Source organism: Pseudomonas zanjanensis (assembly GCF_014268745.2).
GTDB classification, from domain to species: domain Bacteria; phylum Pseudomonadota; class Gammaproteobacteria; order Pseudomonadales; family Pseudomonadaceae; genus Aquipseudomonas; species Aquipseudomonas zanjanensis.
Genome location: NZ_JABWRB020000003.1, coordinates 527616 through 551650, shown reverse-complemented (window position 1 = coordinate 551650; position 24035 = coordinate 527616). Strand labels below are relative to the sequence as shown.

At 59.3% G+C, this 24035-nt stretch carries 25 protein-coding genes and 1 tRNA gene; 11 read left to right on the top strand and 15 right to left on the bottom strand.

Annotated elements, in window-relative coordinates; genetic code table 11:
* Nucleotides 1–89 precede the first annotated feature (89 nt).
* From HU715_RS22190 to HU715_RS22155, 8 genes are all read left to right on the top strand, one after another.
* Nucleotides 90–590, top strand: coding sequence for a hypothetical protein (locus tag HU715_RS22190; protein WP_186707261.1), 501 nt, complete (start codon nucleotides 90–92; stop codon nucleotides 588–590).
* Between the two features lie 301 nt (nucleotides 591–891).
* Nucleotides 892–1665: an ABC transporter ATP-binding protein gene (locus HU715_RS22185; RefSeq protein WP_079301527.1), complete on the top strand. Its 774-nt coding sequence runs from the start codon at nucleotides 892–894 to the stop codon at nucleotides 1663–1665.
* 13 nt (nucleotides 1666–1678) lie between these two features.
* Nucleotides 1679–2431 carry an ABC transporter substrate-binding protein gene (locus tag HU715_RS22180; protein WP_186707262.1) on the top strand — a complete coding sequence of 251 codons (753 nt, stop codon included), beginning with the start codon at nucleotides 1679–1681 and terminating at the stop codon, nucleotides 2429–2431.
* A gap of 78 nt (nucleotides 2432–2509) precedes the next feature.
* Nucleotides 2510–3205 (top strand): ABC transporter permease, encoded by a 696-nt coding sequence (locus HU715_RS22175; RefSeq protein WP_186707263.1) that lies wholly within the window; start codon nucleotides 2510–2512, stop codon nucleotides 3203–3205.
* Entirely contained in the window at nucleotides 3202–3891 is a 690-nt protein-coding gene (locus HU715_RS22170; RefSeq protein ID WP_039592683.1) for an ABC transporter permease, read from the top strand. The genes HU715_RS22175 and HU715_RS22170 overlap by 4 nt, the downstream gene beginning before the upstream one ends.
* Complete coding sequence (locus HU715_RS22165) at nucleotides 3872–5104, top strand: methyltransferase (protein WP_186707335.1); 1233 nt, start codon at nucleotides 3872–3874, stop codon at nucleotides 5102–5104. Before HU715_RS22170 ends, HU715_RS22165 begins: the two co-directional genes overlap by 20 nt.
* Nucleotides 5105–5435: 331 nt before the next feature.
* Nucleotides 5436–6260, top strand: coding sequence for an FkbM family methyltransferase (locus HU715_RS22160; RefSeq protein ID WP_186707264.1), 825 nt, complete (start codon nucleotides 5436–5438; stop codon nucleotides 6258–6260).
* A gap of 75 nt (nucleotides 6261–6335) precedes the next feature.
* Nucleotides 6336–6411: transfer RNA gene (locus HU715_RS22155), tRNA-Thr, on the top strand.
* Between the two features lie 301 nt (nucleotides 6412–6712).
* Here HU715_RS22155 and HU715_RS22150 read toward each other — a convergent pair.
* From HU715_RS22150 to HU715_RS22140, 3 genes are all read right to left on the bottom strand, one after another.
* A complete protein-coding gene (locus HU715_RS22150; RefSeq protein WP_186707265.1) occupies nucleotides 6713–7138 on the bottom strand; it encodes a type II toxin-antitoxin system HicB family antitoxin in 426 nt (141 codons plus the stop codon).
* 621 nt (nucleotides 7139–7759) lie between these two features.
* Nucleotides 7760–8050: a type II toxin-antitoxin system RelE family toxin gene (locus HU715_RS22145; protein WP_186707266.1), complete on the bottom strand. Its 291-nt coding sequence runs from the start codon at nucleotides 8048–8050 to the stop codon at nucleotides 7760–7762.
* The gene (locus tag HU715_RS22140; RefSeq protein ID WP_186707267.1) at nucleotides 8040–8279 is read right to left on the bottom strand and encodes a type II toxin-antitoxin system RelB/DinJ family antitoxin; all 240 of its coding nucleotides are present in this window, start codon (nucleotides 8277–8279) and stop codon (nucleotides 8040–8042) included. The genes HU715_RS22145 and HU715_RS22140 overlap by 11 nt, the downstream gene beginning before the upstream one ends.
* A 564-nt stretch (nucleotides 8280–8843) precedes the next feature.
* Between HU715_RS22140 and HU715_RS22135 the strand changes: the two genes are divergently transcribed.
* Together HU715_RS22135 and HU715_RS22130 are read left to right on the top strand one after the other, a co-directional pair.
* Complete coding sequence (locus tag HU715_RS22135; protein ID WP_024619250.1) at nucleotides 8844–9122, top strand: DUF3077 domain-containing protein; 279 nt, start codon at nucleotides 8844–8846, stop codon at nucleotides 9120–9122.
* Nucleotides 9123–9352: 230 nt separating this feature from the next.
* Entirely contained in the window at nucleotides 9353–10960 is a 1608-nt protein-coding gene (locus HU715_RS22130) for a methyl-accepting chemotaxis protein (protein WP_186707268.1), read from the top strand.
* Nucleotides 10961–11099: 139 nt separating this feature from the next.
* Here HU715_RS22130 and HU715_RS22125 read toward each other — a convergent pair whose 3' ends face one another.
* The 3 genes from HU715_RS22125 to HU715_RS22115 all read right to left on the bottom strand — a co-directional run bounded on the left by HU715_RS22125 (nucleotide 11100) and on the right by HU715_RS22115 (nucleotide 13061).
* Entirely contained in the window at nucleotides 11100–11777 is a 678-nt protein-coding gene (locus HU715_RS22125) for an RES family NAD+ phosphorylase (protein WP_186707269.1), read from the bottom strand.
* Entirely contained in the window at nucleotides 11777–12187 is a 411-nt protein-coding gene (locus tag HU715_RS22120) for an MbcA/ParS/Xre antitoxin family protein (protein ID WP_060739641.1), read from the bottom strand. Before HU715_RS22120 ends, HU715_RS22125 begins: the two co-directional genes overlap by 1 nt.
* A gap of 352 nt (nucleotides 12188–12539) precedes the next feature.
* Nucleotides 12540–13061, bottom strand: coding sequence for a PBECR2 nuclease fold domain-containing protein (locus tag HU715_RS22115; protein WP_186707270.1), 522 nt, complete (start codon nucleotides 13059–13061; stop codon nucleotides 12540–12542).
* A gap of 392 nt (nucleotides 13062–13453) precedes the next feature.
* Here HU715_RS22115 and HU715_RS22110 point away from each other — a divergent pair, with 392 nt between their 5' ends.
* Entirely contained in the window at nucleotides 13454–14380 is a 927-nt protein-coding gene (locus tag HU715_RS22110) for a LysR family transcriptional regulator (RefSeq protein ID WP_186707271.1), read from the top strand.
* Here the strand turns inward: HU715_RS22110 and HU715_RS22105 are convergent.
* The 9 genes from HU715_RS22105 to HU715_RS22065 all read right to left on the bottom strand — a co-directional run bounded on the left by HU715_RS22105 (nucleotide 14297) and on the right by HU715_RS22065 (nucleotide 24026).
* Entirely contained in the window at nucleotides 14297–14614 is a 318-nt protein-coding gene (locus tag HU715_RS22105; protein WP_186707272.1) for an AzlD domain-containing protein, read from the bottom strand. The genes HU715_RS22110 and HU715_RS22105 overlap by 84 nt on opposite strands.
* Nucleotides 14593–15306 carry an AzlC family ABC transporter permease gene (locus HU715_RS22100; protein ID WP_186707273.1) on the bottom strand — a complete coding sequence of 238 codons (714 nt, stop codon included), beginning with the start codon at nucleotides 15304–15306 and terminating at the stop codon, nucleotides 14593–14595. Before HU715_RS22100 ends, HU715_RS22105 begins: the two co-directional genes overlap by 22 nt.
* Entirely contained in the window at nucleotides 15303–15740 is a 438-nt protein-coding gene (locus HU715_RS22095) for a GNAT family N-acetyltransferase (protein ID WP_186707274.1), read from the bottom strand. Before HU715_RS22095 ends, HU715_RS22100 begins: the two co-directional genes overlap by 4 nt.
* Nucleotides 15741–15753: 13 nt before the next feature.
* Nucleotides 15754–16500, bottom strand: a complete 747-nt coding sequence (locus HU715_RS22090) for a 2OG-Fe dioxygenase family protein (RefSeq protein WP_186707275.1) — start codon at nucleotides 16498–16500, stop codon at nucleotides 15754–15756.
* A gap of 290 nt (nucleotides 16501–16790) precedes the next feature.
* The gene (locus HU715_RS22085) at nucleotides 16791–18077 is read right to left on the bottom strand and encodes an OprD family porin (RefSeq protein ID WP_186707276.1); all 1287 of its coding nucleotides are present in this window, start codon (nucleotides 18075–18077) and stop codon (nucleotides 16791–16793) included.
* A 249-nt stretch (nucleotides 18078–18326) separates the two neighbouring features.
* Nucleotides 18327–18998 carry a DsbA family protein gene (locus tag HU715_RS22080; RefSeq protein ID WP_186707277.1) on the bottom strand — a complete coding sequence of 224 codons (672 nt, stop codon included), beginning with the start codon at nucleotides 18996–18998 and terminating at the stop codon, nucleotides 18327–18329.
* Between the two features lie 303 nt (nucleotides 18999–19301).
* Nucleotides 19302–19502 (bottom strand): hypothetical protein, encoded by a 201-nt coding sequence (locus HU715_RS22075; protein ID WP_057449186.1) that lies wholly within the window; start codon nucleotides 19500–19502, stop codon nucleotides 19302–19304.
* A gap of 244 nt (nucleotides 19503–19746) precedes the next feature.
* Nucleotides 19747–20853: an agmatine deiminase gene (gene aguA, locus HU715_RS22070; RefSeq protein WP_186707278.1), complete on the bottom strand. Its 1107-nt coding sequence runs from the start codon at nucleotides 20851–20853 to the stop codon at nucleotides 19747–19749.
* A gap of 260 nt (nucleotides 20854–21113) precedes the next feature.
* Complete coding sequence (locus HU715_RS22065; RefSeq protein ID WP_186707279.1) at nucleotides 21114–24026, bottom strand: aminotransferase; 2913 nt, start codon at nucleotides 24024–24026, stop codon at nucleotides 21114–21116.
* Nucleotides 24027–24035: the final 9 nt, after the last annotated feature.

Below are 24035 nucleotides of genomic sequence, written 5' to 3'. Positions count from 1 at the left end.
CTCCGTTGGCTTTTCTGCCGCTATCCCGAGCAAGCTCGCTTCCACAAGTTTTAGGGCCACTTTCTTTAACGAGTAACGGAACCACACCCATGGCCTCCGCGAACAAGCAACAAAAACGCGCCAAGCGTGCAAAAGCAAAAGCCAAGCAAATACGCGTCAGTCGTGCAAAACCTGCTGCCGCCACGTTTGATCTTCCCGAATACGACGATCCCTACTTCCTGGATGCCCTGCAAGACGAATTCGCAGAACGCCCCAGAGACTTCCTGTCGCTGTTTTATGAAATGCGAGACGCCGAAGAAGAGGCGGGGCGCATCGACATGATGGTCAGGATGATGGCATTACTTCTTGCCATGACCAATGAACAGCCCGAGCTGCTGGATAACGAAAATGCTGAAAACGAAACCATGGCGGTTCAGATTCTGACCGAAAATACCCTGGTCGCTTACCGAAAGTGGGCTGACGATATCGACCAGGAAGCAGCGGAGGATTGGCTTCACAGCCCTGAAGTGCAGGCAGATTTCGTAACTGCACAAGCCAGCTTCAAAGAGGTGCTCAAAATACTGTGGGATCTGGAGGACGCTCCCGAGTAACCCAACAGACTTTTGATTGCGGCAACGCTCATCCGGTTAACCCTTCCAACCCCCGCCCAAAGCTGGCACCATCGCGCCTTTTTTTACGCGACTCCCCGGGGCTTTCACCGGTAAACAAGGTTCAAACGGCCGTTCGGTTGTTGATGGCGCGACAGTCTGCTGTGCCGATGCGACAACCTGCCGCACATCACCGGTTTACCGCCCGTCGCGCTGTTGGCGGCCATTCGGACGCATGCTAGCTTGGCCGCCTCGCCAAGGAAGGCTGCCAACAGCAAGGGAGCACATACCATGAGGACCGCACATGGCCCAGGCCACGCCCGCGCTTGAAATTCGCAATTTGCACAAACGCTACGGACAGCTGGAGGTGCTCAAAGGCGTCTCGCTGACCGCCCGCGACGGCGATGTGATCTCGATCCTCGGATCCTCCGGGTCCGGCAAGTCCACATTCCTGCGCTGCATCAACCTGCTGGAAAACCCCAACCAGGGCCAGATCCTGGTGGCTGGCGAAGAGCTCAAGCTCAAGGCCGCGAAAAACGGCGAACTGGTGGCCGCCGATGGCAAACAGATCAATCGCCTGCGCAGCGAGATCGGTTTTGTCTTCCAGAACTTCAACCTTTGGCCGCACATGAGCGTGCTCGATAACATCATCGAAGCCCCGCGCCGGGTGCTTGGCCAGAGCAAGGCCGAAGCCGTCGAAGTGGCCGAAGCGCTGCTGGCCAAGGTCGGTATCGCCGACAAGCGCCACGCCTACCCGGCCGAGCTGTCCGGCGGCCAGCAACAACGCGCCGCCATCGCCCGCACCCTGGCGATGCAGCCCAAGGTGATTCTGTTCGACGAACCCACCTCCGCCCTTGACCCGGAAATGGTCCAGGAAGTACTTAGTGTGATCCGCGCCCTGGCCGAAGAAGGACGCACCATGCTGCTGGTCACCCATGAAATGGGCTTCGCCCGTCAGGTTTCCAGCGAAATCGTGTTTCTTCATCAAGGCCTGGTCGAGGAGCAAGGATCGCCACAGCAGGTCTTCGAGAACCCGCTTTCGGCGCGCTGCAAACAATTCATGTCCAGCAACCGCTAACGGAGCAGTACACATGCAGACCTACAAGAAATTCCTCATGGCCGCAGCGGCCAGCCTGGTCTTCTCGGCCAGCGCCATGGCGGCCGAAAAGCTGAAGATGGGCATCGAAGCGGCCTATCCGCCGTTCAACAACAAGGACGCCAGCGGCCAGGTCGTGGGGTTCGATAAGGACATTGGCGATGCCTTGTGCGCCAAGATGAAAGTCGAGTGTGAAGTGGTCACTTCCGACTGGGACGGCATCATCCCGGCCCTGAACGCCAAGAAGTTCGACTTCCTGGTCTCGTCGCTGTCGATCACTGAAGAACGCAAGCAGGCCGTGGACTTCACTGACCCGTACTACTCCAACAAACTGCAATTCATCGCGCCAAAAAATGTCGACTTCAAAACCGATAAAGCCTCACTCAACGGCAAGGTCATCGGGGCACAACGCTCCACCCTCGCCGGCACCTGGCTGGAAGATGAAATGGGCAGCGACATCACCACCAAGCTTTACGACACCCAGGATAACGCCTACCTGGACCTGACCTCCGGCCGCGTCGACGCGATCCTGGCGGACAAATACGTGAACTACGACTGGCTGAAAACCGATGCTGGCCGTGCTTACGAATTCAAGGGCGACCCGGTGGTGGAAAGCGACAAGATCGGTATCGCCGTGCGCAAGGGTGATCCGCTGCGCGACAAGCTGAACGCGGCCTTGAAAGAAATCGTGGCCGACGGCACCTATAAAAAGATCAACGACAAGTACTTCCCGTTCAATATCTATTGATATTGACGTGCCTGGCCGGCGCAGCTCTCTGGCAGCGCCGGCCCTTAGCAAAGCCTGCCGCGATATGAATTCCTACCCATGATGATCGATCTCTACGGATTCGGCCCGGCGCTTGCCGCCGGCGCGCTGATGACCGTCAAGTTGGCGCTCACGGCCCTCTGCCTGGGGCTGGTGCTCGGCCTGCTCGGCGCCTTGGCCAAGACCTCGCCGCACAAGCCGCTGCAATGGCTGGGCGGCACCTATTCGACACTGGTTCGCGGCATCCCGGAATTACTCTGGGTACTGCTGATCTATTTCGGTACCGTCAACCTGATGCGTGCCCTGGGTGAGTATTTCGGCAACCCCGACCTCGCCCTCGACGCCTTCGCCGCCGGGGTCATTGCCCTGGGCCTGTGCTTTGGCGCCTACGCCACCGAAGTGTTTCGCGGCGCGATCCTGGCGATCCCCAAGGGCCACCGCGAGGCCGGCGTCGCCCTCGGCCTGTCGAAGTGGCGGATCTTCACCCGGTTGATCATGCCGCAAATGTGGCGCATCGCCCTGCCTGGCCTGGGCAACCTGTTCATGATCCTGATGAAGGACACCGCGCTGGTCTCGGTGATCGGCCTGGAAGAAATCATGCGCCATGCGCAAATCGGCGTGACCGTATCCAAGCAACCGTTCACCTTCTATATGGTCGCCGCCTTCATGTACCTGGGCCTGACGGTGCTCGCCATGATCGGCATGCACCTGCTGGAACGACGCGCCGCCCGTGGATTTGCCAGGAGCACCCAATGAACTGGGACGTCATCATCAAGTGGCTGCCGAAGCTGGCCCAAGGCGCGACGCTGACCCTGGAGCTGGTGGCCATCGCCGTGATCGCCGGGCTGCTGTTGGCGATTCCACTGGGCATCGCCCGCTCTTCGCGCCTATGGCAGGTGCGGGCATTGCCCTACGCCTACATCTTCTTTTTCCGTGGCACACCGCTGTTGGTCCAGCTGTTTTTGGTCTACTACGGCCTGGCGCAATTCGATGCCGTGCGCAGCAGCGCGCTGTGGCCGTACCTGCGGGATCCGTTCTGGTGCGCCACGGCCACCATGACCCTGCACACGGCTGCCTACATCGCCGAGATCCTGCGCGGCGCGATCCAGGCCATCCCCCGTGGCGAGATCGAAGCCGCGCGGGCCTTGGGCATGTCGCGGCCCAAGGCGCTGTTCTACATCATGCTGCCCCGCGCCGCGCGCATAGGCCTGCCGGCCTACAGCAACGAAGTGATCCTGATGCTCAAGGCCAGCGCCCTGGCGAGCACCGTGACCCTGCTGGAACTCACCGGCATGGCCCGCACCATCATTGCCCGGACCTATATGCCGGTGGAGATCTTCTTCGCGGCGGGCATGTTCTACCTGCTGATGTCCTTCGTCCTGGTTCAAGGTTTCAAGCAACTGGAACGCTGGTTGCGTGTCGATGCCTGCCAAGGACGCTGACAGCGGCGTTCTGACGGGCGAGGCACTGCTCGCCCGCTTCACGGCGCTGGAGGTTTTTCTCACAGCGCATCAGGCACTGTGGAAACCACGTCCGTTCACCCATCTGCATCTGCCTTGGGAAACATCCCACCCGGAATTGGCCCAATGGCTACGCCAGCGATCGCTGGAAGCGGCGGAACACGATCATCACCAGCCATGGTTGATGGAAGACGCGCCAGCGCCCTTCCCGGAACTGGCCGCTACCTCTCGCGCGTTGAGCGCTGTCGCAGCATTACCCGCCAACACGCTCGAAGCACCAAGCCATCGCCTGAACGTCGACGTACCCGGGCGTAAATGGCAACAGATCGAAGCCTTCGCCAGCCGCCTGCGCTTCACCACCCCGCCAACTCACTGGCTCGATTGGTGCGCCGGCAAAGGCCATCTCGGTCGCCGCTTGGTGCAAGGTGAGCAGCAACTGACCTGCCTGGAGTACGATCCTAAGCTGGTCGCCAGCGGCCAATTGTTGAGCCAGCGCCATCACCTGCCCGCCACGCACCGGCAACAAGATGTGCTCGCGGCGGACGCGGCCCAGGCACTGCATCCGGGACACACCCCCGTGGCCCTGCACGCCTGCGGCGACCTGCATGTGCGCCTGATGCACCTGGCCAGCGCCGCTGGCTGTGCACAACTGGCTATCGCGCCATGCTGTTACAACCGCGTCAGCAGCGAGCGCTATCAAGCACTGTCCGACGCAGCCAAAGTCTCTGCCCTACAGCTATCACTCGACGATCTCGGCCTGCCGCAGACCGAAACCGTCACCGCTGGCGCGCGTGTAAGAAGACAGCGGGACCAATCGATGGCCTGGCGCCTGGGTTTCGACCTCCTGCAACGGCAGATCAGAGGGTGCGACGACTACCTGCCCACCCCGTCATTGCCCAGCGCCTGGCTGGAAAAATCCTTCGCCCAGTACTGCACCGATCTGGCGGCCCTGAAAGACTTATCCACAGTCGGCACGCCTGATTGGGTCGCTCTGGAAGCAGCAGGTCACCAGCGCCTGGCCGAGGTGCGCAACCTGGAGTTGCTGCGAGGCCTTTTCCGACGGCCACTGGAGCTTTGGCTGGTGCTGGACCGAGCACTTTTCCTCACGCAAAAGGGCTACGACGTTCGCCTTGGCACCTTCTGCGAAACACCCCTGACGCCGCGCAATCTTCTGTTGCTGGCAGAGCGTTACTGAGACGAAACAGCCTGTGGATAACTCTGTTGATGAAATAAACTCGGATCCAAGAAATCCGCGATTTCCTGACCGAATCAGCATTGGTCATTTTTTGTTCATATGGATAAAAAACCATGAAAACAGGCATTTGCGACGAAACGCGAAAGCGGTCACAAAATCGCAAGATACCCTGCGCGTCATCCAGCCCGTTGTGCATAAGCGTCTAAGCAAAACGACATAACCGCCGAATTCAGTGCTGCCCCGCGCCAATAATTGCGTCCACCGCGCCCGTGCTATACAACAGCCCAACGTATCGTGATTGACACAATGCCGACACACTCAAGGACTGGCCGTGACGTTCATTTCCTACGCACAAAACTTCGAAGACATACGCCTGTGGCGCGCCCTTCAATCGGTGGAAAACGGCTTTTACCTCGACGTCGGCGCCAACCATCCGACAGATGATTCGGTCACCCGCGCGTTTTACGATCGTGGCTGGCGCGGCATCAACATCGAACCGGTACCGGCCTACCACGACGCACTCTGCCAACAACGCCCGGACGACATCAACCTGCAATGCGTGGCCGGCGAAAACGCCGACAGCCTGACTTTCTACACCATCGCCGACACAGGCTTATCCACAGTAGAAACCAGCGTCGCCCAACAACACCGCGACGCCGGCATGGACGTGCGCACCCAGACCGTCCAATCCCGCACCCTGGCCTCCATTTGCGAGCAATACGCCCAGGACCGCCCCATCCACTTCCTGAAAATCGACGTCGAAGGCCATGAAGAAACCGTGCTGCGCGGCATGGACTTCAGCCGCTGGCGCCCTTGGATCATCCTCATCGAAACCCCATGGGCCCGCGACCAGACCTGGGAAAACCTGGTAACCGACGCCGGCTACCAATCCATCCTGTTCGACGGCATCAACACCTACTACCTCGCCGAAGAACACCTGGCCCTCAAACCCGCCTTCGACATCCCCCCGTGCAACCTCGACGGCTTTCAACTTTGCAAAGGCCACAAACTCAGCCACCCCGTCGACGATGCAGACCTACAGCTCAGCGCTGCACTGCAACGGGCGGAACAGGCCGAAGCCCAACTTCACGCCATGCAAAACAGCCGTGCGTGGCGAGCCTTGCAGAAAGTACGCACCCTGCTGCGCCGCGCTTGAGCATGGGTCATGCAAAAATAGTCAGAATTCAGGGGTTTACAGAACGCGCCCAATCGCTATAATCGTCGCCCACACGCCGGTATAGCTCAGTTGGTAGAGCAACTGACTTGTAATCAGTAGGTCCCGGGTTCGACTCCTGGTGCCGGCACCATACAAAACGAAGCCCTCGCAGAAATGCGAGGGCTTTGTTGTTTCTGGGCATTCACTTTTCCTCCACCCCCTGAAAACCTGTGGGAGCGAGCTTGCTCGCGATGAGGCCATCAAACCCATCGACAATCTTCCAGCCAAGACAACGGGCAGCCTTTCTTGGACCCGCTCAACCTAACAGCATCTTTTGCCAATGATCCTCACCCACAATGGCAATCGAAGCACCCGCCTCCCAATGTCCAGGTACAAAAATGCCCCCGACAGCGACGTTGTGGGGGCTTGTCATCAGCGATCAGCCACTGGGCCTAGGCTGCTTCCACTGAAAGCGAGAGTCGGCGCCCGAGTTGTTCCAAAGCGCGCTCGACGTTCTCAATTTTGGAGTGGTGCAAAAAGTCGACCAGACGATCTACTTGAGGCCTTTGTACGTCCAGGCGGCGCGCCAGCTCGGCTTTGCTCATTCCAGATTCCAGAAGCGCATTCCACAGCCCAACCTTGGCTGCAGTTAGAGCAGGCAGGCGGAGCAGGAAATGGTCTGTCTTCCCATCTGGTTTACCGTCGGGAATTGCCCGACGTTCATCGACGTAGATGGACAGTGCTGTCTCGATCGCATCAAGGGCACCGTCCAAGGCGTCTGCGAGATTATCGCCAGCGGCGTGCATTTCCGGAATTTCCGCGCACGACAGCCAGACGCAGCCCGGCTCCTCGTGAATTTCCAACGCATATTCAAACATGCCGCTTCTCCTCTGCCTCAACTACCGGTACAGCTAGGCCTCAACCCTTTGCCCATTTCCTTGGCTTCCATGGTCGGGAAACACAGTTGACCTGCCATTCAAGGAACCTTGAAGTGACTGCCCTTCCCAGGTTGAAACTCAACCCCTTGGGCTTTCAACCATTGCCGAAACTCGCTGTATTTCATGTGCATCCTTCGCCGTTTCGGTGGAGCATACCGTGCAACAAAAAAGATGCGCTCGCAATATTTATGTTGCGCATCGATTTGCCGGGCGATGCCCATCAGTCTCCCTTTTGGTGCCGTGGAATAAGCCTTAATGTGCGGCAAGCGGGCTAAGAAGCAACAATGTCCGATGGCCCCAAGAACCATCGGACATCGAGATCACCAACGAGGAATGAAGTAAGCCACGTGACCAATCGTCATCAACCAAATATGGGTTGTACTGTCGACGGGGGTATCGTTACCAAACAAGATCATGGTTTTCATGAGTTGAACTCCAGCCAGGAGGAAAGGACCTCAGCCGAAAATGGCCGAGGTTGTTCCTGACTAAGAGTATTTATAGGGGCGCGCAAAAAAATGGATTAATTTGGTCACCTTTCGATGATCGCACCGACCGTCGAACTCAACCACGCAATCGCTCAGCCGCTTTCCGATAAACCTGATCTCGTTCACGCTTGTCGACAGCCACGACAAACACCACGATCTCCTGGTCAATCACCTGATAAACCAACCGATAACCGCTGCTCCGCAGCTTAATCTTGTAGCAATCAGGAAAGGCATGCAGTCGGTTTGCTTCGATGCGCGGATTGGCCATGATCGTAGCGAGTTTCTTTCTGAGCTGCTCACGGACGGTATCCCCTAGCTTGTGCCATTCCTTTAATGCCCGTGCATCGAATTCGAGGCTATAGGTCATCTAGCGAAACCTTAACCCGCTGCGGGGCTGCGAGTCGCTCGCGCACCGTTGCGATCAAGGCTTCATCGTCCTCGGTCATCAGGACGGGCTTGAACGGCAACTGGCCGCGCTCCGCTACGTACTGCAAGGCTTGGCGCATCAGCTCAGAAGGGGTAACGCCGAGCTTTTTCAGCTCGCGGTATGCACGCGCCTTCAGGTCGTCGTCGATACGGACGTTGATGGAAGCCATGAGATGGCCCTCACTGTAATGACATAGGTCTTTACATTGAAGGAAAAGCTTGAGTCCGGCAACCCCCTAAACTCGTCCACCTCCAATCCAGGGTTACAAATACTTTCATCATGACGTTGACGACCTTTTCCAGCAGCCTAAAATGACTGCCAAACACCCGCCAAGCCTAGGTTGACCCGGTCAGCATGCTCAAATCGTGCGGGTTTTTTATGCGCTAAAACGATGAGATGTTTCGGCAGATCCGCGCATGCAAAACGAAGCCCTCACCCGCCAGCATCGCGCCACGATTGCACCCTCCCCAATCGCCAGCTACTCTCTGACCGTCGCTGCCAATTCAGCGACCGGGCGTAGGAAACCCGAAGTAAATCAAGGCGCATCAGCTGCGCCTCGCTTACTATTGCAGGCGCTTTTTTTGTGTCTGCGATATGCGTTATGGCGGCTGTGCGCGGGACACCTTCGGGTGTGCCGGGTGCCTTGATTCCCGGTTTTCCTACCCCGTGCATGGCCGCCACCCAATCCCGTAGGAAAGGACGGTTGCGGCTCTCACAGTCAAGGAGCCAGACAATGCCAAATCCGCAAGACCTCAAAACCCCAGGCCTAACCCCCTTCTGCTACCACTCCGACCGCCCGCTCTTCCGCGTCAACAGCGGCATACCCATCGGCGAAGCCCTGTCCCACGCCTCCGACCTGCTCCACGTTGCCAAGGTCCTGGCCGAGGACGCGGCGATGATTCGCAGTACGGATCGGTATGCCTGGGCGTCGTGTTATTTGCAGGATATGAGCAAGGCCGTCATCGATGATGTGGTGAAGGTGCTGGAGGCGCCGGGGAGCAATCCGGCTTAAGGGCCGCAGGCGCAATGCTGCTCACGAGCGGGGCAGCGTTGGGCTTTCCTCAGTCACCACGAAATAAAGAAGGGCTGCTGCGCAGCCCAGCGGGAGCAAGCTCCCTCGCCACGGCTCATCTAATCATTCCCCCCGCCGATAGCCTCGAATAAGGGCATTGCCTGTTCCAAGGCTCCGCTTGCGCTCAACTACACTTCCCAGAATTCCCCCGCTCCAAGGAGCAGTAAGCGATGAAAATCCGCACCAAGGTCATAGGCTCGGGGTTGGTCAGTCTTTCTTTTGCGCTGTTGCTTGGCGGTATCGGGCTGTGGGGTTATCACACGATGACCGAGGCCCTGGTGCAGAACGAGACCAGTATTTCGGCCATGCGCAAGCACATGGAGGCGGACATGATGCACGACGCCATTCGTGCCGATGTGCTCGCCGCCCTGCTGGTGAAGCCGGGGGATGCCCAGGGGGCGAAGGAAGTGTTGGAGGCGTTCGATGAGCATACGCAGCGGATGCGCAAGGTCATCGCCGAAAATGCCGAGGCGAAGTTGCCGGGGGATGTCGCCAAGGCGATTGGCGAGCTCAAGCCCCAGGTCGAAACCTACATCGATAAAGCCAAGCAAGTCATTGGCAAGGCGCTGAACGGCGCCCAGGATGGCCAGGCGTTGCGGGCGGAGTTCGACGGGGCGTTTTCGGCGCTGGAGGAGCGCAACGAAGCGGTGAGCGAGCTGATCGAAAACCAGGCGCAGTCATCGCGTGATCATCAGGACCACAGCATTCACACCTCGGAGCGCTGGCTGATCGCGACGTTGCTGGCCACTTGCGTGGCGCTGGCGCTGTTGTCGTGGAGCCTGCTCAAGGCGGTGCTGACGCCGCTGAACAAGATCATCCTCAATACCCAGGCGATTTCCCAAGGGGATTTGCAGCGCTCGATGGGGGCCCAGAGCAAGGACGAGCTGGGTCAGTTGCAGGGCGTGATCGAGCAGATGCAGACCAATCTACGGCAGATGATCGCCACGATCCGCAGCCAGAGCGATGAGTTGCACGGCACCTCCCAGAATTTGGGTAATACGGCCCGGCAGATTGTGTCCAGCGCCGATCAACAGGCCCAGAGCGCGACCAGCATGGCCGCGAGCATGGAGCAGATGATGGCGAACATCAGCCAGATCCATCAGCACGCCGACAGCGCCCGGACGATTTCAGCGCAGTCCGAGCATTTGGCGAGCAGCGGTGGCCAAGTGATCCTCGGGGTGGTGGAAGGCATGAACCGGATCGCCGAGGTGGTCAACCAATCGTCCAGCAAGATCACGGCGCTGGACGCCTCATCCGAAGACATTCATTCGATTATCCAGGTGATCAAGAGCATCGCCGAACAGACCAACTTGCTGGCCCTCAACGCCGCCATCGAGGCCGCTCGCGCCGGTGAGGCGGGCCGTGGTTTTGCGGTGGTGGCCGATGAGGTGCGCAACCTGGCGGCGCGCACGACGCAGTCCACCCAGGAAATCACTGCGATGATCGAGCGCATCCAGTCCAGCGCCCGGGACGCGGTGGCGAACATGCAGGCCTGCGTCAGCCGTGTGGACGAAGGCGTCAACCTGGCCCAGCAGGCCGGGGTGTCCATCAGCGAAATCCGCACCGGCGCCCGGCATGCGGCCGAAGTGGTGGAGGAAATTTCCCAGACCATTGCCGAGCAGTCCAAAGCCAGTGATGAAATGGCCCAGCGTGTGGAGTCGATTGCCGAGCAGTCTCGCGAGAACACCCGTTCCATTCACAATCTGACGCAAACCGCGGATCAATTGAACGATGCGGCGGGGTCGATGCAGGCTTCGGTGCAGCAGTTCAAGATTTGATCAATAGACGCTCTTGTGGCGAGGGAGCTTGCTCCCGTGGGCTGCATAGCAGCCTCTGGTTTCAATAATCGCGAATTACTGAAAATTATGGCTGGGCAATAATTATTGCCCAGCCATAAAACACTCTAAAAACCCTGCCTCACACCTCGCTCACCTCAAACACAAACGAAATCTCCCGCTTCTGGGCGCTCCAGACATACCGAATATGTTTACCCTGCACCGGAATCGAAACCGCCGGCGGGCGAAACGCGGCCACGCATTCGTGGCCGGGCAATCGGACGCTGTTGTACAGCAGCCCCCACGACAGGGTTTCACGCAGTTGTCGGGCGAACACTTGGGATGGACCGTAGGCGGTAGGGTCCGGGTCGTGGAGGTGGGGATAGTCGTGGCGGATGTCGTGCAAGGGTTTGACGACCTTGTTGACGTAAGTGCGCATGGTCAACTCAAGGTCGGGCTCGTTGGTCGCGCCGAGGAATCGTGCCTGGTGATAGCAGGTTTCGGCGATGGCCGCTTCCTGGCTGCTGGCGGCGTAGTAGACGCCGAAGGTGCCATCGCTGAAGCGGCTGCTCTTGCCGATGTGAGTAAACGCCGCCATCACCGGCGAGGAACCGGGCCCGGAAATACGGTCTTCGGGGCGTACCCGGGACAGCACCCCAGCCTGTTCCATCAGCCGATCATTGGTCAACGCTTCCAGGGCATAGGCGGTGGGCAGGTCTTCGGGGTCGAGTACGTCTTCAAACAGCGAAATCGGCGGGAAGCTGCTGTTGACGATCCGATAGGCCCGTTTCCATTGCGGGTCCGCCAGTGGTGGCACCATCAGCCGCGCACTCCGTCGAGGTATCGCCGCACATCAGCGATGTCCACCACCCGACCGGTCAACATGTAGGACAGCGCCGACTGGCCGTTGAACGGTGCCGCGGTGTTGGGGCTGCTGACCCACTGATAGGCACGGTCCCGGCTGTTGCTGAAGATGATGCTCAGCGCCTTGTGAATACCCATGAGGTAGGAAATGCGCTCCAGCGTATCGCGAGGCAGCCTCACGTTTTCCGGCAATTGCTTGTACTTGTAGAAGGTCGTATTGCCCACCTTGCCCAATAAGGTGCGCTGCTGCTCGACGCTGCAACCCCAGAGCGCCATGAGGTTGAAGAAAAACTTCAACGCGACTCGACCCGCGTCCGGGGAATCCAATTGTTGCTGTGCGTTGAGGGTGATGGAGGAAGTCGCCATGGGTTTGGGCTCCTTTGTAGCGGGGTGGTGCTTAGAGGATAGTACAGATATGGATTATTTTTAAGTTTTTATTCTTATGCGAACAAAAAAGCTTGAATGGATGAATTCTCCAGGCTTCCCCTTGTTACATTTCTGACTTGAAGAAGAACACGGCACGGATTGACATAAACCTTAACCATGTCAGAAAATCGGCTTCAAGAGCGCGAAACCGACTGCCTTCAGGTGGCAACAGTCGGCGTTAGGAACCCCGTTGATGACCTGAACATTAGCGCCCGGGTGAGACCTCTTCTCCCCTGCTTGAGGGAGCACAATATCAAGCGACTCTTTAATAAAAGCAGCCCTTGGGCTGCTTTTATTCTTGGAGGCCCAAGCCTCGCTGATAAACCAAATGGCCATGCCTGTGCTTGTTAAGCGCCTTCTTATCGCAGTTCATGAAATTCCAGAGCACGTGCCCATGATCGACATTGATCACCACAAGCATCTGGTATTTCGCCGCGTACACGCCTATGAACGCGAGGCGATACGACCCGTCAGAGTAAAGAACCCGCCAAATCTCTAAAGGGTTGCGCACCGTATCCACTGCAAATTCCGTGAAGCGCTCCCGGGCGTTGGGTCTTTTCTCCACGATATGTAAAAGGTAGCGCCGCCTGACAATCACCGGCACATATGGTGTATCTATCCAGACGGTATCCATATCTTCTTGCAGCCCAAAACCCAAGGCTACCTGTTTCAGGGCACTGTCGAAGTCAACAGCACCGGGTAACTCCCGTACTGGGGAGGCCGTCGGCGCGATCGAAATATCTCGAATATCGGGCAAGCCAAGATCTTTCCAGCTTGTTTGCCCAGACACCTCCTTCGTCCCAGGAAGATTCATGCAAGTGACCTTCAGCAACCACTTGCATGTTTCGTAGACGCCGGCAATTGCCTTTATCCAACCGATCCAGACGTGGCGATGCCTCTCTAATGTAAGCGCCACATTTCAACCGTTCGAACAGCACGGGGATATCAGCCAAGGCTTTTTCTTTCTTGGGAAATTTCTGACAAGGTTGCAAGCAAAGCGTTAGCCAGGCGAACGATATAAGCCAATTCACGCCAAACCGGCAAAACCCCCAAATCCCGCATAAGCTCCAACCATCGCCTCCCGGCGCTTTTTGGCACAAAATCGCGACAAGCGTGGCAAGGTGCATGATGATAGCCAGCATGACCATCTGGCCCGGTTCAGATGCACAACAATAGCGAGCCCACTTAAGCAGAGGGCATTACCTCATGGATAGCAGAACCCTACGCAACCTCATGCGTATCGTGCAGACCGGCTCGTTGTCGGCAGCGGCCGAGCATTCGTGCCTCACGGTGCAGGCGTTGGCGGCGCAATTGAACAAGGTCGAGGAGCAGTTCGGTTTCCGATTGTTCCGGCGCTCGAACAAAGGCCTGACGTTGACGAGCCAGGGCTCGGAACTGACCCCCTTCATCGATCAGGTGCTGATTGCCACCCGGCAATTGGAAGAAAAAGTCGCAGCGCTCAAGACGCCGCGACAGCGCACACTCAAAGTGGCGCTCAATACCACCCTGCCGGCGGAGTTCAACCGGCGGATGATCGACCGATTGATCGCGGTGTTTCCCCAGTATCAGTTGGAGTTCAGCTACGCCGAGTCGATGGAGAACCTGAGCAAGCTCAGGAATGAAGATTTTGACCTGGCGATCCTGATCGGGCAGCAACAGGGTGGTTTTACCAGCATCACCATGCCGGATGTGCAGGTGCGGGTGGTCGGTGCCCATTGTGGCGACGAGGACGATTCCCTTGGCCTGCTCGGTGACAAGTTTCAGGTGCGTCCGGCAGAAGAATGTCCGTATTCCCACAGCTTCCTGCGTTTTCTCGACGCTGGCCTGGGCGAATACGGGTCGAGCCAGCGCATGGTCTATTCCTGCAGTGAAACGCTGACGTTGTCGCTGATCACGCAGCTCGACGGCCTGGGCCTGGTGTCCCGGGAGGCCGCGCTGGGCAACGGCCTGGCGATTTTCCCGGACTTCGAGGATTTCCTTGAGGTTCGCCTGGCGGTGAACAATCCCGAGTTATCTGGGCAGGCGCTGCACGATGTGGTGGACCTGAGGCTACAGGAACGAACCGAGCGCGATGTACGCCGCCGTGCCCAGCGCCACACTGAGAAACAGGTTGCGGCTGAAATACGCACATAACAGCGTCGGGATCGCGGCATAAAATTCAGGGCGATCGAGTTGTATCTGCTGGTCCTTGATCAACAACGGGGTCAGGCTGATGGCAGCGACGATTGCCACGGGCAGGTATTCCAAGGCACGGGCGACGAAGGGCGGCCAGTGGTCGGTATTGATCTGCAACGGCAGGGCGCGCGGCAGGAAGGTCACGGCCATCATCAGGACCACGACCAGGATCAGGAACGTTTGGTCAGGCATACGCCTACCCCGCAGCCAACGAACGTGGCGATGAAGACGTTGAACGGCGAGTTGCCCAGCAGGCTCAGCCCGCCCATGCAGACGACAGCCGCCAGGGCCGCGATCAGTTTGTTGCGGGTGTCGCACAACGAAACCAGCACATAGAGCATCATCGCCGTCAGGGCATAGTCGAGCTGGTATTTGATGAGGTGCGCCGCGTATTGCGCACACACTGCGCCCAGCAAGCCACCGAGCACCCAGGATGTATGGCAGAACAGGTTGAAGCCGACCAGGTAGCGCACGCTCACCGGCGCCCCGCTGCCGAGCTTGACGCTGTGGAACGCGAATGACTCGTCCGTCAGCCCCGCCGCGTAGCACCAGCGTTCGAAACGACTGAGCCCCAGCGCGCGCAGGGCCTTGGCCATGTAGACCGACATCAGCATGTGCCGGGCATTGATCAGAAACGTGGTGAGCACGATCGTGGTCAGCGAGGCACCGCTGGAAATCAACGCCAGCGCCGCGAATTGCGAAGCGCCCGCGTAGACGAACAGGCACATCGCCACCGGCAACCACAGGGGCAGCCCGGCGTTGACCGCCATCAGACCGAACACAAACGAAACCGTGAAATAACCCGCTACCACCGGACTGGCTTCAGCAAAGGTACGCGAGGCTTGTGGTTCGACCGCCAGCGGCTGGCTGGAAGTCTTGTTCATAAATCCCTCTCGAAGGTGATTTCACCCCGAGGCTCACAGAACCCCTGGGCGGCCCAGAAACGCTTGCCGGCCAGATTAGCATCGTCGACGAAAAGGAACATGCGCAGCACGCCCACCCGCTTCATGTCTGCCGATGCCGCTTCGACCAGACGCTGGCCCAGGCCTTTGGTGCGATGCTGCGGGCTGACCGCCAGGTGATTGATCGTGCCGCGGGTGCCGAGCATGCCGCCGATCACCGCGCCCACCACTTCACCGCTCGCATCGATGGCCAGGTACGCGGTGGTGGTGTCCTGCAACAACACGCCGCGCAAGAATCGGGCATCCTGCCATTCGCAGAACGACACTTCGTCGAAACCGCGAAAGAATCGCTCCAGCCGCTCGGCGTCCCGGACCATGGCCCGACGCAACAGGACTTGCTGCGTCAGGTCGTCCATGGGTTCGAGCCGTTCAGCGAACAATGTCGAAAGCGGTCCCGGGCCGCGAGAAGGAAATGGCGAGGATCTGCCGGTACGCCATGTCATGGCTATGGGTGTTGCGCGCCGGGGTTACGTAATGGCGCATGTCGCGATCCAGGAAAAACGTGGTGTCGAGAATGTCCTCGTAAGTCGTCGCCGCCAGTTGTTCTTCCTGGGCGGTGTACAAGCGGCTTTCCGCCCCCGCCACATTCTGACGGCCCCAGAAGTGCACGCCGCTGAACGGATAACCGTCGCAGTGAATCCCTTCAGGGGTGATTTCCAGCTGTTTGCCCGGCTTGATCTCGATGCGGATCTGATGGATCTGGCACTGCCAGATTTCATCGTGCAGTTCCTGCGGCAGGACGTTCTTGTACACCTCGAAGTCCGTGTCGATCAGGCTGCGCATCACCGGCGAGTTGATCACTTCGTTGGAGAAATCCTCGAAGTGCCGCTCCAGTCCGCCGACATAGCTGTTGTTGGCCTTGGACTGAACGTAGGCCCGGTGCTCGAGCTGCTTGAGCTCACGGGTCGTTGGGTTGTATTCGAAGTCGCTGTAGCGGCGAAAACGCATGCCTGACTCGGCCTGGCCGTAGTAACTGTCGGGCTCCATGTTTTCCCAGCTTTTGGTCAGCCGGACAAAGTCGCCGAAATGACCGTAGAGGTTGAAGTCCCCACCGCGAACGTTGACGTATTTGTCACGTCTCAGCGCTTCGCCCACTTCCCTGTTCAGAACGATCATTTTTCATAGGTCTCCACTGCGTTGAGCGGCCTAATCTAGTAGGTGCAGGATTTACGTCCATGAGAAAGTATTTGAGGCATTTCAAGCGGCGCTTGAAACGGCGGGCAACGTTACATAAAGACGACTTTTTCTCGGGGAAACAGGCGATTCCAGCGGCTTTTCTTGAGCTAAAAGCAAAAAGAACCCGAGCTTGGCGTCGCCATGCTGTTCACTTCAGGCAGGCATGAATCAACGGTGGCGAGGGAGCTTGCCCCCTCGCCACCGTTATCGACTTACAACCTGATCAGGCATCAGAAGACGCTGATCGGATAATCCACGAACACCCGCAGCTCATTGCCGCTGACGTTGTACTCGCTGGATTTCTGCGACACCCGCAACACAGAGCTGCGCAACCTGACACTCAAGTCCTTGGCCGGGCCGTTCTGGACCACGTACTTGAACTGGTTGAAGATCTCGCGCTCGGTCCCGCCTTCGCTGGTGGACGTGGTGATGTTATCGCCACGTACGTAAGCGACGTTATAGGTCAGGCCCGGTACGCCGAAGGTGGTGAAGTCCAGGCCGTAGCCCAACTGCCAGCTGCGCTCGTCCTCAGCGTTGAAGTCGGACCAGTAGGAGTTGGCCAGGTAGATCGTGTTACCGCCATCACCCACACGGTTCTGCTCGCGCTGATAGCCGCCGTAGGCGTAGCCCAGGTTGCTGTCGCCGGTGCTGCGCTGGTGGGCGAGCGTGAAGCTGTGAGGGCCTGTGGCGAAAGTAGCGGCCAGGCTCCAGATCTTGTTGTCGTCGCCGGTGACGTTGTTTTCACGAACGTAGCTGTCGTCCAGCTTGGTGCGATAACCGTTGAAGTCCAGGGTCAGGGATTGATCCTTGGCCAGTGGGAACACGTAGTTGGCGTTTACGTATTGCTTCTTCAATACATCTTCGACATCCGAGGCGTAGAGCGAAGCCTTGAACTGCTCGGTAAACTGATAGCTGCCGCCCAACACGTTGATCGACTTCAGGCCACCACTGTCATGGCCTTCGGCGCTCTTGCGCGATTCGGCGGTGAAACGGCCGGCGTTCAGTTCCAGCCCCTTGATCTCCTTGGAGGTGATCAGCGTGCCGGTATAGCTTTCCGGCAGCAGGCGCGAGTTGTCATAGCTCAGCACCGGCAGGGCCGGCATCTGGTCACCGTAGGCCAGTACGGTATTGGAAACGCGGAACTTGACCGCCGCACCGAACTTGGACAAATCATCGGCCGCGCTGCCGCTGTCGCCTTGCTTGAAGAAGTCGATGCCTTGCGCACCGCTACGCCCCTTGCCGCCATCCAGACGCAACGCGTACAGGCCAAAGGCATCGACACCCACGCCCACCGTGCCTTGGGTGAAACCGGACGAGAACGTACCGATGGCCGCCTGGCCCCATTCGGCCTTGTCTTCTCTGCCGTCCTTGTAGTCGCGGTTCATATAAGCGTTGCGCAACAGCACTTTCAAGCTGCTGTCTTCAACGAACCCCTTTGACTCCGCCTGGTCATTGGCCATGGCGTGTGTCGTGCTCAAGATCCCCAATGCGATCAAACTGATGCGCTTGTTCAACATGATTATTTTCCTTGTACGGGTTGATACGCACCGCGGCGAGCAGCCGAAATGGCGCTTTGCGCTCTTTTTCGGACTCTTGCTCCTGGAAATAATGAAAAGGCCCGCCCACGTCTGATCGTGTCGGGCCTTTTTATTATTTAAGAGTCATGGCTGTCAGCCACAGGCGTAGGACGAATCGTAGTCGCGCCCTCAACGGTGTGTCAATTTCGTGAATCGTCTGTAATTAGGCGAAAAACATCTAAGAATCGATCAAAGCGAACAGTCGTTCAAACCGCAAGTCGCTGATGGCGCCGATGCCTGCTCCGGCACGGCTCGCTTCAACCATTGGGCGAATGCCTCGGGCTTGCCCAGCCAGGAGCCGATGTCGATCAATGTGAACTGGCCGTCCCGCTCTAGAGCCAAAGTTGGAAAGCCCTGACCGCCAACCTGAGCGAGCAAGGCGCGACTGGCCTTGATATGCCTCTGCACATCAGCCGCGCGGAACGCCGCCAGGAACGCCTGGGCCGGCAGGCCAATGGATTGAGCGAGCTCCAGCAGGACGGTTTCGTCCGCAACGCGCCGCCCTTCGACGTAGTGTGCGGTTTGCAGCCGTCCTAGCAGTTCCAGGCCATGGCCGCCGAGCTGTTCGGCCGCAAGGACGGCGGCGGTCGGCGGCGCCGAATCGAACACCGCGCTGTGGTCGCGCAGCAAACCGTCGAAATAGGCCTCGCCAAAGGGCTGCCCGGAGTATTCGGCGATGCGCCGGTCGTGGGGCATCACATAATTGCGCAATTGTGGCGAGACCTGCTGGCGATTGGTGCCGGTCATCATGCCGCCGCCATGGGCGATCACTGGCAATACAGCCTGGGCCGCCTGCACCAGCGGTTTGGCACCGTAGCACCAACCGCACAGCGGGTCGTAGATATAATGGAGAGTGGTCATGGAAAACTCCGCTAGCCATGGGGATTCGATGGCAGCAGGGTAGCCTCGCGAGCGCTGCGGAAAAACGCCGGAACGGCTTTCAGTGTGTTTCGTGGATCGGGCGAATGCCCAGAATTGAACACCATCCTCTGTGGGAGCGGGCTTGCTCGCGAAAGCGGTGTGTCAGTCACCGCATAGGTAGCTGACCCGACGCCTTCGCGAGCAAGCCCGCTCCCACAGGGAAATTGCATCAATCCACAAATCCAGCGGACACAAAAAAAGCGCTGCCATCCCGGCCAGCGCTTTTTATCAATCCGTAGAATTCTATCCTTGCATCACATCCCACAGTGCTTCCAGCTCAGCCTCGCTGAACAGGCCAGCAGGGTACCGCTCAACGATCATCCGGCGCGGATCAGGTTCTCTGATCTGACGCGTTCCGTTGGACTTCAACCACTGCGCCAACGCTTGAAGCGACTCACCATTAACGGCCAAGGGATGGCATGTGCGCTCGCTTGTCATATTCATTCCAGCGCCCTCTCCTGGTTGATGAGCGGCTAATTTATCCAAGGTTTATGACAAAACAACTCAGTTCCCTTCCCCGGAACTGCTGCTGATCCAATACAAGAGCTATGCCAATCCATCCCTGCCCACCCACGAACGGACACAAAAAAACCCGCGACCCAATCGGGCCGCGGGCTTGCCGGGATGGATCCAAAATCACCGGTTTAGAGCCGGCGCTGGCGATATCACCAGGCTGTTACATCGCCACTCACTTTGTCCGCGGCGCGGGTTGCTGTTGGGTAAGGCAATGGATATTCCCGCCGCCCAGTAACAGTTCGCGTCCTGGCACCATGACCACTTCGTGCTGCGGGAACAAGTTCTGCAGGATGTCCCTGGCCGGTGCATCCAGCGGGTCGTCAAAACTCGGCGCGATGATGCCGCCGTTGACGATCAGGAAGTTCACATAGGAACCGGCCAGTCGCACGCTTGGGTTGCGTTCCTGGGAACCCTCCACCGCATCCACGCCCGCGCATTCCTCTGCGGTGGCATACAACGGCCCCGGGATCGGCATTTTATGCACTGTAAACGAGCGCCCCTTGGCATCCGTGCTGTTTTGCAGCACGTCCAACGCCGCGTGGCAGCGGGTGTAGTTCGGGTTTTGCGGGTCGTCGGTCCAGGCAAGCAGGACTTCGCCAGGCCGTACGTAACAGCAGAAGTTATCCACATGACCGTCGGTTTCGTCATTAAACAGACCGTCCGGCAGCCAGATGATCTTATCCACGGCCAATTGCGCACTGAGCACCGCCTCGATCTCCTCACGGCTCATGTGCGGGTTGCGATTGCGGTTGAGCAGGCACTCCTCGGTGGTGATCACGGTGCCTTCGCCATCCACATGGATCGACCCACCCTCGAGTACGAAACCTTCGGTGCGATAACGTGGGCTGCGCTCGAGCTCGAGGATCTTGCCGGCCACTTGCGAATCACGGTTCCACGGCGCGTACAGGCCGCCGTCAAAGCCGCCCCAGGCATTGAAGTCCCAGTCAATACCGCGCACTTCACCGCTGTCGTTGATCACGAACGTCGGGCCGGTATCGCGGACCCAGGCGTCGTCGCTGGACATTTCCACCAGGCGGATATTCGGCACGTCGAGCCGCGCCCGGGCATTTTCGTATTGGCCCGCGGACACCGCCACGGTCACCGGTTCAAAACGGGCGATGGCCTTGGCGACCGCCACGTGGGCAGCCTGTGCGGGCTTGCCGCCCAGGCGCCAGTTGTCCGGGCGCTCGGGCCAGATCATCCAGACCTGGGTCTGGGTCGCCCATTCGGCAGGCATGTGGAAACCATCCGCGCGCGGAGTGCTGTGCAACGTTGTCATGGGTCATCTCCTGGGCGATAGGCAGTGGTCACTTTATAGACGATAAATATCGACTAATAAAGTCACAAAAACCGAAAGCAATCAAAAATCCTCTTAAAACATCGACAAAAATCGATTTTATAACGAGAAAACCTGTGGGAGCGGGCTTGCTCGCGAAGGCGGCGGCACATTCAGCATCAATGCCATCTGAACCACCGCTTTCGCGAGCAAGCCCGCTCCCACAGGGGAATACAGCTTCACAGCTCGGCATTCCAGATCGATTACAGCCCCTCGTCCAATACCTTCATCAGCATATCGACAAAGAAATCCACACTCTGGCGCGTAGTCACCATCGGCGGTTTGATCTTGAGGATGTTCAGGTAATCACCCGTCGGCTGCATGAAGATGCCCAGCTCCCGCAAGCGATTGCACAGCACAGTGGTTTCCTCGGTGGCCGGCTCCAACGTGTCGCGGTCGCGGATCAGCTCCACGCCCAGGTAGAACCCTGAGCCGTGCACTGCGCCGACCAATGGATACTGATCGATCAAGGCCTCCAGTCGAGCCTTGAAATGCCCGCCAACCACCCGGGCGTTTTCCCAGAGATTGTCCTCTTCCATGACATCCAGCACCGCCATGCCGATCTGGCAACTGACCGGGCTGCCGCCGGCCGACGAGAAGAAATACCCCTCGGCCTCCAGCGCCTCGGCGATTTCCCGGCGAGTGATGACCGCGCCCAGCGGCTGGCCGTTGCCCATGCCCTTGGCCATGGTGATGATGTCCGGCACCACGCCTTGCTCTTCGAAGCCCCAGAAAAACTCGCCCATGCGCCCGTAACCGACCTGCACCTCGTCGGCGATGCAGACCCCACCGCGCTCGCGCACCATCGCGTAGACCTGCTTCAGGTAACCGGGCGGCAGTGCGATCCCACCGGCGTTGCCGTAGACCGGCTCGCAGATGAAACCGGCCAGTTGGCGTTTGCTCTCGGCAATTTTCGCCAGGTTGTGTTCGACGCTGCGCACGTAGTCCGGCGCACTGTCGGGGCCGCGGAATTCGCCGCGATAGGTGTTCGGCGCGGTCACCGGGTGCACCCAGTCCGGGCGACTGCTCAGGGCCTGGGGGTTGTCGGCGATGGAGGTCGATACCGCATCGGCGGCCACCGACCAGCCGTGGTAAGCCTCCAGCACGCTGAGCATGTCCCGTCCGCCGCTGTAGGCCCAGGCCAGGCGGATCGCCAGGTCGTTGGCCTCGGTGCCGCTGTTGACCAGGAACACTCGGTCCATGTTGGAGGGCGACAGCGCCAGCAGGCGCTCGGAAAACTCGGCAATCGCCGCATAGTGGAAACGCGAGTTGGTATTGAGCAGCGACCATTGCCGGGCAGCCACCGCCGCCATGCGTGGATGGCCATGGCCCAGCACCGCGACGTTGTTGAGCATGTCCAGGTAGGAGCGCCCCTGCATGTCGATCAGGTGGTTGCGCCAGCCACGCTCGATGCGCGGCGGATCGACGTAATAGTGTTTCTGCGAACGGGCAAAGCTCGCATCGCGACGAGCCAGCAGCGCCTCGGGATCGGTCTCCGGCTCGGCATCGCACGCCAGCCCCAGCAGCATCGCCGGCGAAGGGCAAAGCGCCTGCCAGGCCAGGGCCCTGGAGGGCGTGCAGAACAGAGGCGGATTCACGTGGGCGCCCCGGCACAACTGGACACACAGCGACCCAGTCACTTCGCCCAGCACCTGCCCCTTGACCAGCGCCGCGCCGGAATGCAGCGGCGACGTCACCCCCCACAAGCGCACGCTCAACTGTGCATTGTCCAGTTGCAACATGCCGTCGGCAGACGTGTGCACAACCCCGGCGAACGGAGATTCGAGCGGCGTTCCCCGCGGCACACTCAACGCCACGTGCAAGGGATAAGTGTCGGGTTCGACGGCGCTGTCCGGCCGAGTGCGAGACAAGCGGTACTGCCCATAGCGGCTGGCCGCCAGGCCGTGAACACCGGCGGCTTCATCCAGCAGGCGCTGGTCGATTCCCGGCTGCTCCCAATTGCCGGCCTCGAAATGCGGGCTCAGCACCCCCAGGTCGATCAGGGCGAACTCGCGCCCTACCAGGGTCGGCAAGAGTGGCGCAAAGCCCTCGCTGGCAATGGCTGGCAGGTTGTGGCCGACGGCGGTGAGAATCGCCGCTTCCATGAGTTCGAAGGGCACCGAATGGGCGACGCGGAAAATCTCCCACTCATGGGCCAGGTTGTCGCGGCTGTAGTGGTTGTCCGGGTCGATGGAAACCTGCTGCTCACCGCTGAGCACCAGCACTGCGGCGCGCGCCACGATCAGCGGCCACAGCGCCAACAGTTCCTGGGGCTGCAAGGGATTGACCGCGTGGTAGGCCTTGATCGCCGGCAAGATAAAGAACGGGTCGCCGTCGGCGTGATGCAGCAGGGCTGCGCACGTCACCGACAAGTCAGTGATGCGCCAGGTACGGATCAGGTCGCCGAAATCGATAACGCCCTGCAATTGCCATTGGCGCTGGGCATCGCGCTGCCAGACCACGTTGTCATCAGTGATGTCCATGTGGATCGCCTGCACCGGCAGGCTGGCCTTGAGCGGCTGCAAGCGCCGCTCGGCCTGTTGCGCGACCTCGGCGACCCGATGCCGTCGTGTTTCATCCTTGATGACAGGCAGCAGGTAATCGACCAGGGCCGGGGCGTGGCGCGCGTCCCATTGCAGGGTGCGCTCCAGGCCCGGGTGGTCGAATGTGGCCAGGGCCAGGTCCATTTCCGCGCACAGGCTGCCCAGGCCAATGACAAGCTCGGGGGGCAGGTGCTTGAGCTGCGTGAGGGACTGGCCGTCGATGTATTCCAGCAGACGCATGTGAATCGCTTGGCCGTCGACGTCCAAGGTCAGCAGGTCCTGGCCATTAATCGCCGCAATGACCCGCGGCACTTTCACCGCGCCGTGTCCGGCCAAGTGCTTGAGCGCGGCATGTTGGGCCTGGATTTCCTGGACAGCGTAGTCGCCGTGGCAAATTTTCAACACAAAGCGTCCGCGCTCGCTGTCGACGCGGTAGTTGAGGTCCTGGTTGCTGCCAAGGGGTCGCAGGTCGCCGCTGAGTCCGTAATTCGAGCGCAACAGCACCAGCGCTTGCTCGGCGCTGATCTGTGGGCTTGGCAAACTGGCGCGGTGAACCAACGTAGCGAGTGGCATACAACGACC